The organism is Serratia liquefaciens (genome assembly GCF_027594825.1).
GTDB classification, from domain to species: Bacteria; Pseudomonadota; Gammaproteobacteria; order Enterobacterales; family Enterobacteriaceae; genus Serratia; species Serratia liquefaciens_A.
The window spans coordinates 795,155-812,529 of record NZ_CP088930.1 but is presented as its reverse complement, the minus strand read 5'-3'; the positions used below and the strand labels follow the sequence as shown (position 1 = coordinate 812,529).

Below are 17,375 nucleotides of genomic sequence, written 5' to 3'. Positions count from 1 at the left end.
GGTAAATCATGAAAAATCTCGCCGAACGGATCGAAGTCCCTGTGTCATCAAACGTAGAAGTCAGTGCGGAGATCGTACCGCTAAAACGCGCGGCCGCCCCACAGCCGGGGCGTGTGCCGCGTTGGCGTTTGCTCCTGCAACAGGGCTTTCGCCGTGGGGTCCCTGCGGTTTTGGGACTGGTCCTGACCCTGGTGGTCTGGCAGGTCGCGGCGCTCAACAGCAAGGGGTTTCCTACGCCATGGGCAACCTGGCAGGCGGCGCTGGTGCTGTTTGCCGACCCATTTTATTCCGCCGGCCCGAACGATCAGGGCATTGGCTGGAACGTATTGGCCTCGTTGCAACGAGTGGCGGTCGGTTTTGGGCTGGCGGCGCTGGTCGGTATTCCGGCCGGCTTTCTGCTGGGGCGTTTTGCTTTTCTGGCGAACATGCTCAACCCGATCATTTCTTTGCTGCGTCCGGTGAGCCCGCTGGCCTGGCTGCCCATCGGCCTGCTGCTGTTTCAGCGTGCAGAGCCGGCGTCGACCTGGACCATTTTTATCTGCTCCATCTGGCCGATGATCCTCAATACCGCAGAGGGCGTTACGCGTATCCCGCAGGATTACCTCAACGTGGCACGGGTGCTCAAACTGTCGGAATGGACGGTGATGCGCAAGATCCTGTTCCCGGCGGTGCTGCCTTACGTACTGACCGGGGTGCGCCTGTCGATCGGCATCGCCTGGCTGGTGATTGTGGCGGCGGAAATGCTGACCGGTGGCGTGGGCATCGGCTTTTGGATCTGGAACGAGTGGAACAACCTCAACGTTGAAAACATCATTATCGCCATCGTGGTGATCGGCGTGGTGGGGCTGCTGCTCGAGCAGGGGCTGATGTTATTGGCAAAACGTTTTAGCTATCAGAACCGTTAAGGAGCAGGCCATGAAACCGATTATTCAGATCCAGAACGTCAGCCAGCGTTTTGCCACACCTCAGGGGGAATTTATTGCCCTGGAGCGAGTGAGCTTTGATATTCAGCCCGGTGAGACCGTCAGCCTGATCGGGCATTCCGGCTGTGGAAAATCGACATTGTTGAATTTGATTGCCGGGCTGACCCTGCCCAGCGATGGGGTGTTGCTGTGCGACAACCGGCAAATCACCGGGCCGGGACCAGAGCGCGGCGTGGTGTTTCAAAACCATTCACTGCTGCCGTGGTTGACCACCTACGAAAATGTGGCGCTGGCGGTGCATCAGGTCTTTCGCCAGGAGATGACGCGTAGCGAAATGCGCGACTGGATCGAACACAACCTGGCGTTGGTGCACATGAGCCACGCTCTGCACAAGCGTCCGCATGAAATCTCCGGCGGTATGAAACAACGCGTCGGTATTGCCCGTGCGCTGGCGATGAAACCCAAGGTGCTGCTGATGGATGAGCCGTTCGGTGCGCTGGACGCGCTGACACGCGCGCATCTGCAGGATGCGGTGATGGAAATTCAGCAGCGGCTCCATACCACCATAGTGCTGATCACCCATGACGTCGATGAAGCCGTGCTGCTGTCCGATCGGGTGCTGATGATGACCAATGGCCCGTCGGCTACCGTCGGCGAAATTCTGTCGGTGGCGCTGCCACGTCCGCGTTCCCGGGTCGCACTGGCGGATGCCCCGGAATATCACCATTACCGTCGGCAGGTACTGAAGTTCCTTTACGAGAAGCACGCGAAAGCGGCATGAGAGCCGGATGATGGACAAACCCAAACTGGTGGTGATTGGTAACGGCATGGCCGGTATGCGACTGGTGGAAACCTTGTGTCGGCTGGCACCGCAACGTTATGCCATTACGGTGATTGGCGAAGAGCCGCGCGGCAACTACAACCGCATTCTGCTGTCGCCGGTGTTGGCGGGGGAGAAAACGTTCGGCGATACCCTGCTGCATGACCCTGAGTGGTATCGGCAGCACGGCGTGCGGCTGCTGGCCGGTGAACCGGCACTGGCGGTAGAACGGCAGAAAAAACAAGTTATTACCGCAACTCATCGGGTGGCTTATGACCTGTTGGTGTTCGCCACCGGTTCACGGCCATTTCTGCCGCCGCTGCCGGGGGTGACATTGAACGGCATAAAGGGGTTTCGCACCCTGGATGATGTTGAGGCGATGCTCACACGCTGCCGACCGGGCAGACCGGCGCTGGTGGTGGGCGGCGGCGTATTGGGGATAGAGGCGGCGGCAGCGCTGGCACAGCGCGGTATGGTCGTCACCGTAATACACCGTGGCGAACACCTGATGGAGCGACAGCTGGACGCCCGTGCCGGTGAAATGCTGCAACACAATTTGCTTCAGCGCGGTATCGAATGCCGGTTGAACTGCGAGGTCAGCCAGTTCAGGGGAAGCGAACAAATTAGCGGCGTCAGCTTGAGTAACGGCGAGCTACTGGCCTGTGAATTGGCGGTGATCGCCATTGGCGTACGGCCAGAAATCAGCCTGGCACAGGCCGCCGGATTGGCCTGCGATCGCGGCATTGTGATCGACGATCGGCTGCAAACAGAGGATCCGGCGATATTCGCCCTTGGCGAGTGCGCCCAGTTTGGCGACACCACGTTTGGCCTGGTGGCCCCTTGCTGGCAGCAAGCCGGATTATTGGCGCAGCGGCTGAGCGGAGAGCCGGTGGCGGGTTATCGTCCGACGCCGCTGCATACCCGGCTGAAGGTCAGCGGCGTCGAGGTGTTCAGCGCCGGTGAAATGCACGCAGACGCCCAAACCGAACTGCATCACGCCGAAGACCCGCAGGCCCGGCATTATCGCCGCCTGCTGATGCGCGACGGCAAATTACAGGGCGTGGTGCTGTATGGCGACGCTCAGGACAGCGCTTTTTATCTGCAGCAGCTTGGCATGCCGGTGCTTCACCCGGATGAACTGTTGTTTGGCCGTTGCGAACCCGGGGCGCCTGTGGCGTCTGAAGAGAGGATTTCTGATATGCACAAACCCGTTTTGTTGGTTGCCGGTCACGGCATGGTCGGCCACCACTTCCTGGAACAATTGGTCGCACGCGAGCTGCATCAGCGGTATCACATTGTGGTGTTTGGCGAGGAGCCGATAGCGGCTTATGACCGGGTGCACTTGTCCGAGTTTTTCTCCGGTCGCAGTGCGGAATCGCTGTCGATGGTGGAGGAGGGATTCTTCGAACGTAGCGGCATTGAACTGCGGCTGGGGCAGGCTGTTGCCGCTATCGATCGCCAACGCAAATGCGTGATTGACGCCGAAGGTCGAGAAACGGCCTACGACCAATTGGTGCTGGCGACCGGCTCCTACCCCTTTGTTCCACCGATCCCGGGCAACGATCGCCCCGGCTGCCTGGTTTATCGTACGCTTGATGATTTGGCGGCAATAGCCGACTGTGCCAACAGCGCCCGGGTCGGCGTGGTGGTCGGTGGCGGTTTACTGGGGCTGGAAGCCGCCAATGCGTTGCGACAACTGGGGCTGAATACCCACGTGGTCGAGTTTGCGCCGCGCCTGATGGGCGTGCAATTGGATGAGGGCGGCGCGGCGATGTTGCGCAAAAAAATTGAGGCGTTGGGGGTCAGCGTACATACCGGCAAGCAAACTCAGGCAATTGTCGAAGGTTCGTTACACCGTCACTGCATGAATTTTGCCGATAATGAGCGCTTAGAGGCTGATTTAATTCTGTTTTCTGCTGGTATTCGCCCACGAGACCAGCTTGCCCGCGAGGCCGGACTGGAGGTGGGGGCACGCGGCGGGATTGTGATTGACAGCCAGTGTCGCACCAGCGATGAGGCGATTTATGCCATTGGCGAGTGCGCCTTGTGGAACGGACAAATCTTCGGTCTGGTGGCTCCCGGCTACCAGATGGCTCGTACCCTGGCCGATCGGCTGGCCGGCAAGGAAACGGTGTTCTGTGGTGCCGATATGAGCACCAAACTCAAACTGTTGGGCGTGGAAGTGGCGTCGCTGGGTGATGCCCATGGCTATACTCCCGACAGCCAAAGCTACAGTTGGGTAGACGGCCCGGCACAGGTGTATAAAAAGCTGGTGATTGACGCCGACGGCAAGCGACTGCTGGGCGCGGTGCTGGTGGGCGACAGCGCGGAATACAGCACGCTGCAACAGATGATGCTCAACGATCTGCCGCTGCCCGCGATGCCGGAGAGTCTGATTTTACCTGTGACGGCCGGGTCAGCACCGAAAGCCCTGGGGGTCTCAGCCTTGCCGGACATGGCTCAGATTTGCTCTTGTCACAACGTCAGCAAGGGCGATATCAGCGCCGCAGTGGAACAAGGCTGCGGCGATTTGGCGGCGGTCAAGGCCTGCACCAAAGCGGGAACCGGCTGTGGCGGCTGTGCGGCGTTGGTCAAACAGCTGATGGAGCACGAACTGCAGCAGCGTGGCGTAGTGGTGAAAAAAGACGTTTGCGAGCATTTCGCCTATTCACGTCAGGAGCTGTATCACCTGGTACGCGTCGGCAACATCCGCACCTTTGACGAACTGCTGTCTCGACACGGTCATGGGCGTGGTTGTGAGGTGTGCAAACCGCTGGCGGGGTCAATTCTGGCGTCGTGCTGGAACGAATATTTGTTGAAACCGGAGCATTTGCCGCTGCAGGACACCAATGACCGTTTCTTCGCCAATATCCAGAAAGACGGCACCTATTCGGTGGTCCCACGGGTACCGGCCGGTGAAATCACCCCGGCAGGGCTGATTGCCATTGGTCAAATCGCCCAGCGTTATCAGCTCTACACCAAAATTACCGGCGGGCAGCGGGTCGACATGTTTGGCGCGCGGCTGGAGCAACTGCCGGAGATTTGGCAGCAGTTGGTCGATGCCGGTTTTGAAACCGGGCATGCCTACGGCAAGTCGTTACGTACGGTGAAGTCGTGCGTCGGTTCCAGTTGGTGTCGTTATGGCGTGCAGGATTCTACCGCGTTGGCGATCGCGTTGGAGCATCGTTACAAGGGGCTGCGCTCGCCGCACAAAATCAAGATGGCGGTTTCCGGTTGCACGCGAGAATGCGCAGAGGCGCAGAGCAAAGACGTGGGGGTGATTGCCACCGACAAAGGCTGGAACCTCTATTTGTGCGGCAATGGCGGCATGAAACCGCGCCATGCGGATCTGTTTGTCAGCGATCTTGATACTGACACGCTGATCCGCACCGTCGATCGTTTCCTTATGTTCTATATCCGTACCGCCGATCGCCTGCAGCGCACCAGCACCTGGATGGATAACCTGGAGGGTGGGCTGGACTACCTGCGCCAGGTGGTTTTGCAAGACAGCCTGGGCATTGGCCGCGAACTGGATGCCGAAATGGAGAGGGTGGTGAGCGTCTACCAGTGTGAATGGCAAACCACGCTCGCCAGCCCGGATCGGCTGAAGCTGTTCCGTCCGTTCGTCAATAGCGAACAGCCTGACGAGGCGATTGTCTGGCAGACGGATCGCGGCCAGCGTCGCCCGGCGCTGGGAGAGGAACGGGCCCAGGTGATCGAGGTGCAACCCGCCGCCGGCACTGGTGGACAGTGGCAGGATGTTTGCGCGCTGACGGATATTCCGTCCCATGCCGGCATTGCCGCCCGTTTGGGACAACGGCAAATTGCGCTGTTTCATCTTCCGGACTGCGGGGTTTATGCGTTGGCAAACAAGGAGCCGGACAGCGATGCCAACGTGTTGGCGCGTGGCTTGATCGGTGATGTAGCGGGCGAGCCGGTGGTGATTTCCCCTCTGTACAAGCAACGCTTCCGCCTGAGTGACGGCATCTGCGTGGACAATCCAGAAAATGGGGTAACCGCCTGGCCGGTGCGGGTAGAAGCGGGCCGCGTGTGGGTATGCAGCCAGCCGCTGGGGGCAACGAGCAGACGGCCGGAAACGGCGGACGTCACGCCATGAGCGCCGCGCATTGCACCACCTGTCCATACTGCGGCGTTGGCTGTGGCGTGACCGTCGATCGACAGAGCGAAGGTGCGTTCGCGGTCAGCGGCGATATTGAGCATCCGGCCAATCAGGGGCGACTGTGCGTAAAAGGCAGCGCGCTGGGGGAAACTCTGGATCTGGCGGGCCGCCTGTTGCAACCACAGATTGAAGGGCAGCCAGTGGGATGGGAACAGGCGCTCGATCAGGTGGCGCTGCGTTTTAGCCGCATTATCGAACAGCATGGCCCGCAGGCGGTGGCGTTTTATGCCTCAGGCCAACTGCTGACCGAAGACTATTACGTGGCGAACAAACTGATGAAGGGATTCATTGGTGCCGCCAATATCGACACCAATTCCAGGCTGTGTATGGCTTCGGCAGTGGTCGGCTACAAACGGGCGTTCGGTGCCGATGCGGTACCTGGCTGCTATGAGGATCTCGAGCAGGCCGATCTGGTGATTCTGACCGGCTCCAATACTGCCTGGGCGCATCCGGTGGTTTATCAGCGGTTGGTAAAGGCGCGTCGGCAACGTCCGCAGATGCGGGTGGTGGTGATTGATCCACGTGAGACGGCGACCTGTGACATTGCCGATTTACATTTGCCGCTGCGGCCCGGCAGCGACGCGGCGCTGTTTACCGGTGCTCTGAACTGGCTGGCCGAGCACGGCGGATTGGATAAAGCTTTTTTGCAACGGCATACCAACGGCGTAGAGGCCACGTTGGCGGCAGCAATCCCCTGGTCGCCGTCACGAGTGGCGGAGTTTTGCGGGCTGCCCCTGAACAGGGTATTGGCATTCTTCCAACTGCTGACTGCGTCCCGTGACTGGGTGACGCTCTATTCGATGGGCATCAACCAGTCGGCAAGCGGGGCGGACAAGTGCAATGCGATTATTAACCTGCATCTGGCGGGGGGACGCATTGGCCGGGCGGGCAGCGGCCCGTTTTCGATCACCGGCCAACCCAATGCCATGGGCGGGCGAGAAGTGGGCGGCTTGGCCAACCAACTGGCGGCGCATATGGGGTTCAACGCTGAGGATATAGACCGGGTGCAGCGTTTCTGGCAGGCACCGCGCATAGCCCGGCAGCCGGGGTTGAACGCGGTAGATCTGTTCCAGGCGATAGCCACCGGCCAGGTAAAGGCGGTATGGATTATGGGGACCAACCCGGCCGTTTCCCTGCCGGATGCCGATGCGGTACGCCAGGCGTTGAAGCAGTGCCCGCTGGTGGTGGTGTCCGAAGTGATGGCGGCGACCGATACCGCCGAACTGGCGCATATTCGTCTGCCGGCGCTGGCCTGGGGGGAAAAAGAAGGCAGCGTCACCAACTCCGAACGCTGCATCTCACGGCAGCGCGCATTTTTACCGCCGCCGGGAGAAGCTCGCGCCGACTGGTGGATCCTCAGCCAGGTGGCGCAGCGTATGGGCTATGGTGCGGCGTTTGGCTACCGTCATCCTTGTGAGATTTTCAGCGAACACGCGGCGCTGTCCGGTTTTGAAAATGAGGGGGCACGGGCGTTCGACATTGGCCTGCTGGCAGGACTGGATCGGCAGCAATGGCTGCGGATGAAGCCGGTGCAGTGGCCGCTCAATGCGCAGCACCCCACCGGCTGCCGACGTTTGTTCAGCGAAGGACGTTTTTTCCATGCGGACGGCAGGGCGCGATTGCTGCCGGTAACGCCGCGCCTGCCGCACAATGCCGTGTCGTCACGCTACCCCCTGGTGTTAAACACCGGTCGTATCCGAGATCAATGGCACACCATGACGCGCACCGGCAAAGCTGCGCGGCTGATGCGTCATCTGAGCGAGCCGTTTTGCGAGATGCATCCTCAGGACGCTGCCGAACAGGGCATCATCGACGGCAGCTTGGTGCGGCTCAGTTCCCCTCACAGTTGGATGCTGGCGCGTGCGCAGTGTAACCCTGGGCAGCGACGTGGCAGCGTGTTTGTGCCGATGCACTGGAATGGGCAGTTTACCGCGCAGGGGCGAGTTGACGCTTTGATTCCACCGGTGGTGGATGTCGACTCCGGCCAACCGGAAAGCAAGCATGCCCCGGTGCGGGTCAGTCATTGGCCGGTGAGCTGGCAGGCAGAGATTTTCCTACGCACCGAGATTGCCGCCCCCAAGGGGATTTACTGGAGCCGGGTGGCGCAGGACGGCCTGACTCACTACATCATGGCAGGGCAGCAACCGGTGGAAGACTGGCAAGCCTGGCTCAGGCGGCATTTCACGCTGGAGGGCCTGACGCTGCAGACGGCACAGTTGGCGCAGCGTGGCTTGCACCTGCTTGGCTGGCGACAGGGGGAGGTACAGCTGGCGTTTTATGTGCGCAGCCATGCACCGGTGCTCGATCGGCCGGCGATCCTCAATGCATTTGAACAGGCACCTGCCAGCGGGCCGCAGCGGCTGGCGTTGTTGGCAGGGCGCGGCGCACCCGGTGAACAGGCGGCGGGGGCCACGATTTGCAGCTGTTTCGGCGTAGGAGAGAACCACATCATCGCTGCGATTCGGGCGGGATGTCACAGCACGCAAGCGCTGGGTGCGAGCCTGCAATGCGGGACTAACTGCGGTTCCTGCTTGCCTGAGCTGAAAAAATTGATTCAACAACATGCATCCCAACGGGTGGCTTAGCGGAGGGCGTGAAATGATCGCGATAGAGAGACTGATGCGGGCTGGAGACAGGCAGCAGCCGGTACGCAGCGGCGAGGTGTGGTTGGTGGGCGCCGGGCCGGGGGATGCGGAACTGCTGACTTTAAAGGCACTGAGGGTGATCCGGCAGGCCGACGTGGTGGTGTTCGATCGGCTGGTTTCCCCGGCGGTAATGGCTTTATTGCCGAAAAAGGCCCTGTGTATCGACGTGGGGAAATCGATGGGATGCCATACCCTGTCGCAAACCGAAATAGACACGCTGCTGGTGGAGTTGGCACAGGCCGGTAATCGAGTGGTGAGCTTAAAAGGCGGTGACCCTTTTATTTTTGGCCGCGGCGGGGAGGAAATGGTGCATTTACAACGCCATGGTGTGGTGTGCCATGTGGTGCCGGGCATCACCGCTGCCAGCGGTTGTGCGGCGGTGAGCGGCATTCCGCTGACCCACCGCGATTACGCACAGTCGGTACGCTTTGTGACGGGGCATTGCCGCAATGGCGAAGTCGACCTGGACTGGCGAGGGTTGGTTACCGCGGGCCAGACTCTGGTGTTTTATATGGGGCTGAGCCTGAGTGAAACGCTTACCGCGCAGCTGATACGCCATGGTATGGCGCCACAGACGCCGTTGGCGATCGTTGAACGCGGCACGTTACCGCGCCAACGAGTATTGATTGGCACATTATCAGCATTACCGGCGTTGATCGCCAAACAGCGGCCCGTTTCACCCAGCTTGCTGGTGATTGGTGAGGTGGTCAGCCTCTACCGTACGACGAACGTCATTGCCGCGTTGCCTGAACCAGCGCTGACCGCCTGAGCGGTTATTGACCGAAGCGACCGATGATACCCGCACCGCCCTTGGCGTGGCCCTGCAATTTTTCCAACAGCTGTTCGCGAGTTAATCCTGGCCCCAGCGCATGAGGCGGGAGATCGGTGGCGATCAGCACGAAGGTATAGTGGTGCAAGCCTGAACCCGCCGGTGGGCATGGACCGTGATATACCGCGGTGCCCGGTGAGTTCTTGCCACCGATAAAGCCTTTGCCCTGCGTGAGGTCGCCTTCGGCGAAACCGCTGGCCGTGGCCGGGATGCCATAAGCCACCAAATGGCTAACGCCCAAACCGGCGCGGCCTTCGGGGTCGGACAGCAGCAGGGCGAAGCTGGTGGTGCCCGCCGGCGGGTGGGTCCAGCTCAGCGGAGGTGAAACGTTGTCGCCGGTGCAGCTGGCATTGCCCGGTGTAGCTCCGGCGTATTTCTGCGCCAGCATACCACCGTCCTGAAACGCCGATGAGCTGAGGGTAAAGGTGCCGGCGGCCTGTGCCGTGAACGACAGCGAACCGGTAAGTAATGCCGCGCTGAGCGCGAGTGCGGAGAAACCACGACCGATCATACAGCCTCCTGTGTTTGCTTAAATAAAGCATAGTGGCGCAGAGAGCGGCTCGCTATAACAGCCTGGCCAACAGTCGGCTATAACAGCGCCGGCGACGGTATTAATCGGCCATTGGGGTGAAATAAGCTGAAATGAGAGAATTTCCCTTGATGAAGGGCGTGATATCCATGTCGGCCAGCGAAAGCAGGGTAAACCAGCCGGAAAGGGCCAGATAGAGGCCGAACGGCAGCGGGGCATCTCTGCCGGGGCTGCGGCGTAAACAGGCCAACGTCGCAACGCATAAGCCTGCCACTGCCGCGCCGGTAACCAACATGGGCAGGGCAGACCAGCCGCTCCAGGCCCCCAGGGCCGCCAGCATTTTAAAATCGCCCTGGCCAATGCCCTCTTTTTTTCGCCGCCAGCGATAACCGGCGTTAAGCAACCACAATGACAGATAGCCGGCGGTGGCCCCGGTCACCGCCTCGTTCAACGAGGTAAAGCAGCCTTGCTGATTGGCCAGCAGCCCGGCCCATAACAGCGGCTGCGTCAGGCGATCGGGCAATAATCGGTACCGCCAGTCGATGCAGGCCAGCGCGATCAACAGGGTTGCCACCGGCAGCAGTCCTGTTTGCTGCAGCGGTGTGAGGTTAAAAGGCAATGCCGTCAGCCCGGCGCTGATGGCTATCAACATCAGAGTGCGGGTTTTTAGCGGCGGCAGGCGTTGCCCCAGATCCTGAGACACGGAATGCATGAGCCATCTGGCGATGACCGCCGACAGTAACATGGCCGGAATAAGCAGGCCGCGATACCACAGATCCCACTGCGGGGGGTTAAACATAAGCATCCTTGCTGAACTGAAATTAGCGTTCAAAATAGCGGCAAAATGAGTTTTACAGCAGAGCAGGTGCCAGGTAAGGACGCGCTTTGCGCAGGCGATCGCAAAGCATTGTTTATAGCCAGGTAAAATACGCTGAAATTGAGGGTTTCCACGCATAATCAAAGCATTACCGTGTTTTATGAAAAGATGAATGCTGATCAATCAGGCAAAATCTGCGATGAAATTTAGTGAATTTATCCTGCCCGAATGCCAATGTTTGGGCGCGATCGGGATTGACCCCTCTTGGTAAAGTGATATAAATCGTATTGGTGACGTTGTCACAAGATAAACTGAGGTTTATCTGATGGTTTATCATCAGAAACCGATTAGACTTTGGGATTCATGATGCACTTTGGCGCCCCGGTGCCGACAGGGCCAATACCCTGGTTGTTCGCTGTGCAAAGGTCGTTGTTCTGCTGCCTGGAGTGGCCGCAGCAAAAAAGGTTTATCCGCCCACTCTCGGGATGAGGGAACGGCGGTGGTGTAATGATTGAAGCTATCCCTAAAGCAAGTGACAGAGTGAAGAAAACCGTTCATACCTTCTTGGCCCCTGCCTGTTTACCGGCGGTGGCGTTGGCGTGGCTGCTGGGCAGCTTGCCCGCCGGTGCCGAATCTCCCCCTGCGCCGCCTTCCGTTAGCCATCAAGCGAATACGGACGACACTTTGCCGGAGCTGGGCGGCAATACCTCGAATGACGCCGAACGCGAGAAAGAGTGGGCCACCATGGCCAAACAGCTGGGGGAACGTAACCTGAATAACGTTTCCGGCCAGCAGGTGCGTACCCGCGCCGAGAGTTACGCGGTGGGGCAAGCCGGCGAGGTGCTGCAACAACAGGCGCAAGAGCTGCTGTCACCGCTGGGGACCGCCAAACTGTCGCTGACTATGTCCGAACAGGGGAATTTTTCCGGCAGCAGCGGCCAGTTGTTCAGCCCTCTGTATGACGTTAACGGGCTGCTGACTTACAGCCAGCTCGGCCTGCTGCAGCAAACCGAAGGGGCGTTGGGCAACTTTGGCGTTGGACAGCGTTGGGTCGCCGGCGATTGGCTGCTGGGCTACAACACGGTGCTCGACAGCGACTTCAAACGCAATCATAACCGCGCCAGCCTGGGGGCCGAAGCCTGGGGCGACTTCCTGCGTTTTTCCGCCAATTATTACTATCCGTTATCGGCACTGGCGCAACAGAACGATAACGCCGAATTTCTCAGTCGTCCGGCAAGCGGTTACGACATCACCACCCAAGGCTATCTGCCGTTTTACCGCCAGATCGGCGGCTCTCTCAGCTACGAACAGTACTGGGGGGAGAACGTGAACCTGTTTGGCAGCGGTAAAAAACAAAACGACCCGCGAGCGATGCAATTGGGGGTGAATTACACGCCGGTGCCGCTGGTGACGGTGAAAGCGCTGCACAAGATGGGGGAAGGCGGGCTGAGCCAGGATCAGGTTGAACTGGCGCTGAGCTATCGTCTTGGCGTACCGCTGGTAAAGCAGATATCGCCGGAGTATGTGGCCCAGGCCAAATCGCTGCGCGGCAGCCGCTATGACAATATCGAACGGAAAAATGTCCCGGTAATGGAGTTCCGCCAGCGTAAAACGCTGCAGGTCTTCCTGGCCACGCCGCCCTGGAGCCTGCAACCGGGGGAAACGCTGCCGTTGAAGCTGGAGATTAAAACCACCAATAAAATCACCCGCGTCAGTTGGCAGGGGGATACCCAGGCACTGAGCCTGACGTCGTCGCAAAACAGCAACGATCCGAACGGCTGGAGTCTGATTGTGCCGCAGTGGGATGACACGCCGGGGGCGGAAAACCGCTACCGTTTATCGGTCACGCTGGAAGACGACAAGCAGCAGTTGGTGACTTCCAACTGGATACAACTGCAGGTGGCGCCACCGCTGACAGCCTCTTCCGGGGGCGACGAGGGTTTGCCGCCGCCCAAAATGCTGCAAACGCCCACCATTCCGGCAGAGACCGGGCCGTTGAACGGCGCTGACTAACCGTTTTTACCCTGCAGAACCCACACGGCGGCCTCAACGCGCGATTTCAGCTTCATTTTCTTCAGCAGGTGTTTGACGTGCACCTTGACGGTACTTTCGGTGATGGTCAGCTTGCGGGCGATCATCTTGTTCGGCAGCCCCTGGGCAATCAGTTTGAGAATATCGCGCTCGCGCGGCGTCAGTTGCTGAATATCCCGTTCGGCGCTCGGGCGGTTTTCGCGCAGGCTGGCGGCCAGAATCGGGGTTAACGCCTCGCTTAAGACCATCTGGCCTGCGGCCGCCTGGTGCAGCGCCTTCAACAACTCCTCCGGCTCCATATCTTTCAGCAGGTAGCCGTCTGCGCCGCGTTTTAGCGCGCTGACCACGTCATCTTCGTGATTCGACACGCTAAACACCACAATGCGGCCAGAAAGCGCGGTCATGCGCAGGCGATCCAACGTTTCCAGCCCGTTGATGCCCGGCATGTTCAGATCGAGCAGGATCAGGTCAGGATCGTGCTCCTCGGCCAGCGAAACACCTTGTTCACCGTTGCCGGCTTCGGCAATCACCTGCAGGCGCGGGTCCATGCCGATAAGCTGTTTTACGCCGTTGCGCAGCATCGGGTGGTCGTCAATCAGTAAAATGGTGGCGGCAGTTTCGGTCGTCATGGTTTCTCCCATTAGTCGATGGCGTGGTTGTCCGGTTTGAATACCACCCGGACCTCGGTGCCGCCGCCGTTGCGGGGCAAAATTTCGCAGCGGCCGTGCAGGCTTTTGGCGCGATCGCGCATTATGATCAGGCCGTAGTGGTCGGGGCGAAGGGTATCTTGCGGCAGGCCGCAGCCGTTATCGCAGACGCTCAGGGTGACTTCGCCCCGTTGATTGATCACCTGAATGCTCACCTGGCTGGCCTGGGCATGCTTGTGGATATTGCTTAACGCTTCACGGGCAATTTGCAACAGGTGGATAGCCTGATAGGTGGGCACCGTGCGCGGCGTTAACTGATAGTCGAGGCTGATGGGAATACCGAGCCGTTGACCAAACTCCTGCACCGTCGACTGCAGCGCTGCCAGCAGCCCCGGCTCCGTCAACCGCAGGCGGAAGGTGGTCAGCAGCTCGCGCAGTTGGCGATAAGCAATGTTCAGTTCCTCTCGCATCTGTTGCACCAGCCCCAGGTTGGCGGGGGAAAGTTCCGCGCCCTGCATTTGCAGGCAACTGAGTTGCATCTTCAGGCACGACAGCGACTGGGCGATGGAGTCATGCAGTTCACGCGCTATCGCCGCACGCTCTTCCATCAGCATCAGTTGTTGCTGGTGGTCAACCTGGCGTTCAATCGCCAGCACGCTGGTCAACTGCTCTACCAGGGTGTTCATCAACTGCTTATGGTCGTCATTCAGCGGGCGCTGTGGCGCATGTTGCGCGACAATCACCCCATAATCTCCCAGCTTGTCGCTCAGGCTCCAGCTCAGTGATGGGTGGCTGGCATGCTGTTGCTCGTCGTCGTTCAGGCAGGCGCTGCACACCGGGTTATTGCAGTATTCCGGCCGCAGCGGCTGGTTGCCGCTCAACTGCACAAACTGCTCCTGACTGTTGTTTTCATACAGCCGCACCTGAATGGCGCGCAACGGCGTCAGGGTTTGCAACTGATTGAGTATTGGCGTCAGGCGGCTGCACAGCGGTTCATTGGCGTGCAGTTGGCGGCTGGCGCGGTACAAAAAGCTCAATACCTGATTTTTTTGCTGAAGATCGGCGGTCTTCTCCGCCACCCGTTGCTCCAGCCCGCTGTACATGGTGGCCAGTTCGTCGGACATGGTGTTTAACGCGCCGCCAAGCGAGGCCATTTCATCCTGGTGGCCACGTTGAGTGAAGCGGTGGCTGAAATCGCCGCGGCCCACCGACAACGCCATCGCCACCAATTGCCGCCAGGGATGCAGCAGGCGCCGGCGCAGGTAACAAATGGTGCCCACCAACAGCAACAGCGTCAGGGCGATAAACACCGCCTGTACCAGCGTCACCGTCAGCAACCGGCGCTCGGTATGGCGGTCGATGTCCGAGACCAGCGCATCCAGCAGGGAGACGAAATGTGCCACCTGAGGGGCTGCGTCGGTCGGTTGACGGGCCTGGTGCAATTGCGGCAGCAGCGTCAGTCGCCAGTAGTCGTGCAGCGCCTGAAACTGTTCGGTCAAGCCTTCTTGTTCCAGCGGGCGTTGCAGGTCGGGGCTGTTTGCATCCTGATCCAGTTCGCGTATCAGGATTTCGCTGCGCGCATCCAGCGGCACCTTTGCCAGCAGGCGATAGCTCTGCATCCGCAGTGAACCGGCTTTGTTGATGGCGTGGGCGTTGCCCTGAATGCTCTGTGACATCCAGGCGGAAATGCTCATGCCGGCCACGCCCAGTATGCCAAGCAGCAACATCAAAATGGCCACCTGGTTAACGATGGAAAGCGGAGCTAACAGGCGTTTCATAGGCTTTGGATCCCCGGCGCATAGCAAAATAACGGCTGGAAACCAGAGGGCGAAAGCAGGTGGTGCCAGCGAAGGTGGTAACGATTCCGCGTTATTTTTCATCATACCCAGGCATAACCCCATACCTCTAACGAAGTACCCATTAGTTTCCACCTCGCATTGTGGGTGCGTGGCGGCGGTACGGGGGGATTTTCAATCGCTTGATTTGTTTTGTTTTTAGCGACGTTAGCGGGTTACTCATAAAGGGATGGCGAGCATTTTCCGGCATCCGGCTACCTGCATCCGGGTTGATTTACATCAACTTTGCCGTAGGGGGCGCCGCCTAGGGTGAGCGAAGTTATCACCCTGTGTCTGAGGTTTTTTATGTCGCAATCAGCAACGTCATTATCAAAATCAAAAAAAACAGGCGCGGTTATTCAGGACTGGCAGCCTGAGGATGCCGCATTTTGGCAGCAGCGCGGCCAACGCATTGCTAACCGCAACCTGTGGATTTCCATTCCTTGCCTGCTATTGGCCTTCTGCGTCTGGATGTTGTTTAGCGCAGTGGCGGTCAATTTGAACAAGGTAGGATTCAATTTCACCACCGATCAGCTGTTCCTGCTTACCGCGCTACCTTCCGTTTCGGGTGCCATCCTGCGCGTCCCTTATTCATTTGTTATCCCGATGTTCGGCGGGCGTCGCTGGACGGCCATCAGTACCTGCTTCCTGCTGGTACCCTGCCTGTGGCTGGGCTTCGCGGTACAGGATGCCACTACCCCTTATGGCATGTTTGTCATTATCTCATTGCTGTGTGGCTTTGCCGGTGCCAACTTTGCTTCCAGCATGGCCAATATCAGTTTCTTCTTTCCCAAGGCTAAGCAAGGCGGCGCTTTAGGCCTGAACGGTGGCTTGGGTAATCTGGGTGTGAGCGTGATGCAGTTGGTGGCTCCGCTGGTCATCTCCGTCGCTGTCTTCGGCGTATTTGGCGGGACGGCGCAGCAGCAGCCGGACGGCAGTTCACTGTGGTTGGAAAATGCGGCCTGGATCTGGGTACCCTTCTTGTTGGTCGGCACGCTGGCGGCCTGGTTCGGTATGAACGATCTGGCGGCCTCTAAAGCGTCGTTGCGTCAGCAGTTGCCGGTGCTCAAACGGGGCCACCTGTGGGTGCTGAGCCTGCTGTACCTCGCCACCTTTGGTTCCTTTATCGGTTTTTCCGCCGGCTTCGCCATGCTGTCTAAAACCCAGTTCCCGGACGTGGTCATTTTGCACTATGCCTTCTTTGGACCTTTCCTGGGGGCGCTGGCACGACCGGTGGGAGGCGCGTTATCCGACCGCTTTGGCGGTATCCGCGTCACGCTGATTAACTTTGTGCTGATGGCGGTGTTCGCCGCCTTGCTGTTCCTCACCTTACCGGGGGCAGGGCACGCAGGATCGTTTATCGCGTTTTACAGCGTCTTTATGCTGTTGTTCCTCACCGCCGGGTTGGGCAGTGGCTCTACCTTCCAGATGATTGCCGTTATCTTTCGCAAAATCACCGTCGACCGGGTTAAGGCGGCCGGGGGCAGTGATGAAAGTGCTCAGCGCGAGGCCGTCACTGATTCTGCCGCTGCATTGGGCTTCATCTCAGCGATTGGTGCTGCCGGTGGTTTCTTTATTCCGCAGGCTTTCGGTACCTCGCTGACGCTGACCGGTTCGCCGGCGGGCGCGATGAAAATCTTCCTGGTGTTTTATGTTGTGTGCGTGTTGGTGACCTGGTTCGTTTACGGCCGTAAAAGATAGCCACGTACTGACAACTTCTGCGCCTGCCCGTCAGGGGAGGCGCTTTTTATCCCACATTTTAAGTGAAGCTTTTTACCTCCCCAGTGAAATCCTCGTAGTTTTAGGTAATATTCTTATTATTACGCACTGCTTTTTCCTTTGTTTATAGATATATCTCTTCCACTTTGATTTTTTCCTGTCTTTGCGAAAAATGTTATTCCGACATTATTTTTTCATTTCTACGTCGAACTCCTTACGGAAATAACGCACTGTGAATGCTGCCTTGCGTGGCAATGAAATTCTGTTTCTTCACTCTGGCGGAGATTCATTTCATCAAGTTAACAATACACCTTTGTATTTGATGCTATATTTTAACTAAGCATTCCGAGAGGGACTAAATCAGATAACTCTCATTCTGTTTTAGCAGGCTTTTTGTAGG

General features: G+C 58.9%; 11 protein-coding genes. 7 read left to right on the top strand and 4 right to left on the bottom strand.

Annotated features, from left to right (window positions below):
- Positions 1–8 precede the first annotated feature (8 nt).
- From ntrB to cobA, 5 genes are read left to right on the top strand one after another with little or no spacing between them, the layout of a single operon-like run.
- On the top strand, positions 9–905 hold the full coding sequence (gene ntrB, locus LQ945_RS03665) for a nitrate ABC transporter permease (protein ID WP_262240509.1): 897 nt from the start codon (positions 9–11) through the stop codon (positions 903–905).
- A 10-nt stretch (positions 906–915) separates the two neighbouring features.
- Complete coding sequence (locus tag LQ945_RS03660; protein WP_270102280.1) at positions 916–1,704, top strand: ABC transporter ATP-binding protein; 789 nt, start codon at positions 916–918, stop codon at positions 1,702–1,704.
- A gap of 10 nt (positions 1,705–1,714) precedes the next feature.
- Positions 1,715–5,860, top strand: a complete 4,146-nt coding sequence (nirB, locus tag LQ945_RS03655; protein WP_420136183.1) for a nitrite reductase large subunit NirB — start codon at positions 1,715–1,717, stop codon at positions 5,858–5,860.
- Entirely contained in the window at positions 5,857–8,508 is a 2,652-nt protein-coding gene (locus LQ945_RS03650) for a nitrate reductase (protein ID WP_270102953.1), read from the top strand. The genes nirB and LQ945_RS03650 overlap by 4 nt, the downstream gene beginning before the upstream one ends.
- 13 nt (positions 8,509–8,521) lie before the next feature.
- Positions 8,522–9,337, top strand: a complete 816-nt coding sequence (gene cobA / locus LQ945_RS03645; protein WP_270102278.1) for a uroporphyrinogen-III C-methyltransferase — start codon at positions 8,522–8,524, stop codon at positions 9,335–9,337.
- Positions 9,338–9,341: 4 nt separating this feature from the next.
- Here cobA and LQ945_RS03640 read toward each other — a convergent pair whose 3' ends face one another.
- The gene (locus tag LQ945_RS03640) at positions 9,342–9,908 is read right to left on the bottom strand and encodes a YbhB/YbcL family Raf kinase inhibitor-like protein (protein WP_270102277.1); all 567 of its coding nucleotides are present in this window, start codon (positions 9,906–9,908) and stop codon (positions 9,342–9,344) included.
- A gap of 100 nt (positions 9,909–10,008) precedes the next feature.
- A complete protein-coding gene (locus LQ945_RS03635; RefSeq protein WP_270102276.1) occupies positions 10,009–10,725 on the bottom strand; it encodes a prepilin peptidase in 717 nt (238 codons plus the stop codon).
- Positions 10,726–11,250: 525 nt separating this feature from the next.
- On the opposite strand from LQ945_RS03635, the gene LQ945_RS03630 reads away from it, so the two are divergent.
- A complete protein-coding gene (locus LQ945_RS03630; protein WP_270102275.1) occupies positions 11,251–12,756 on the top strand; it encodes a YchO/YchP family invasin in 1,506 nt (501 codons plus the stop codon).
- On the opposite strand, the gene narL is transcribed toward LQ945_RS03630, so the two are convergent.
- A complete protein-coding gene (gene narL / locus LQ945_RS03625) occupies positions 12,753–13,403 on the bottom strand; it encodes a two-component system response regulator NarL (protein ID WP_044552006.1) in 651 nt (216 codons plus the stop codon). The two genes, LQ945_RS03630 and narL, sit on opposite strands and share 4 nt — an antisense overlap.
- An 11-nt stretch (positions 13,404–13,414) precedes the next feature.
- Positions 13,415–15,199 (bottom strand): nitrate/nitrite two-component system sensor histidine kinase NarX, encoded by a 1,785-nt coding sequence (gene narX, locus LQ945_RS03620; RefSeq protein WP_270102274.1) that lies wholly within the window; start codon positions 15,197–15,199, stop codon positions 13,415–13,417.
- Between the two features lie 363 nt (positions 15,200–15,562).
- On the opposite strand from narX, the gene LQ945_RS03615 reads away from it, so the two are divergent.
- Complete coding sequence (locus LQ945_RS03615; RefSeq protein ID WP_270102273.1) at positions 15,563–16,957, top strand: NarK family nitrate/nitrite MFS transporter; 1,395 nt, start codon at positions 15,563–15,565, stop codon at positions 16,955–16,957.
- Positions 16,958–17,375: the final 418 nt, after the last annotated feature.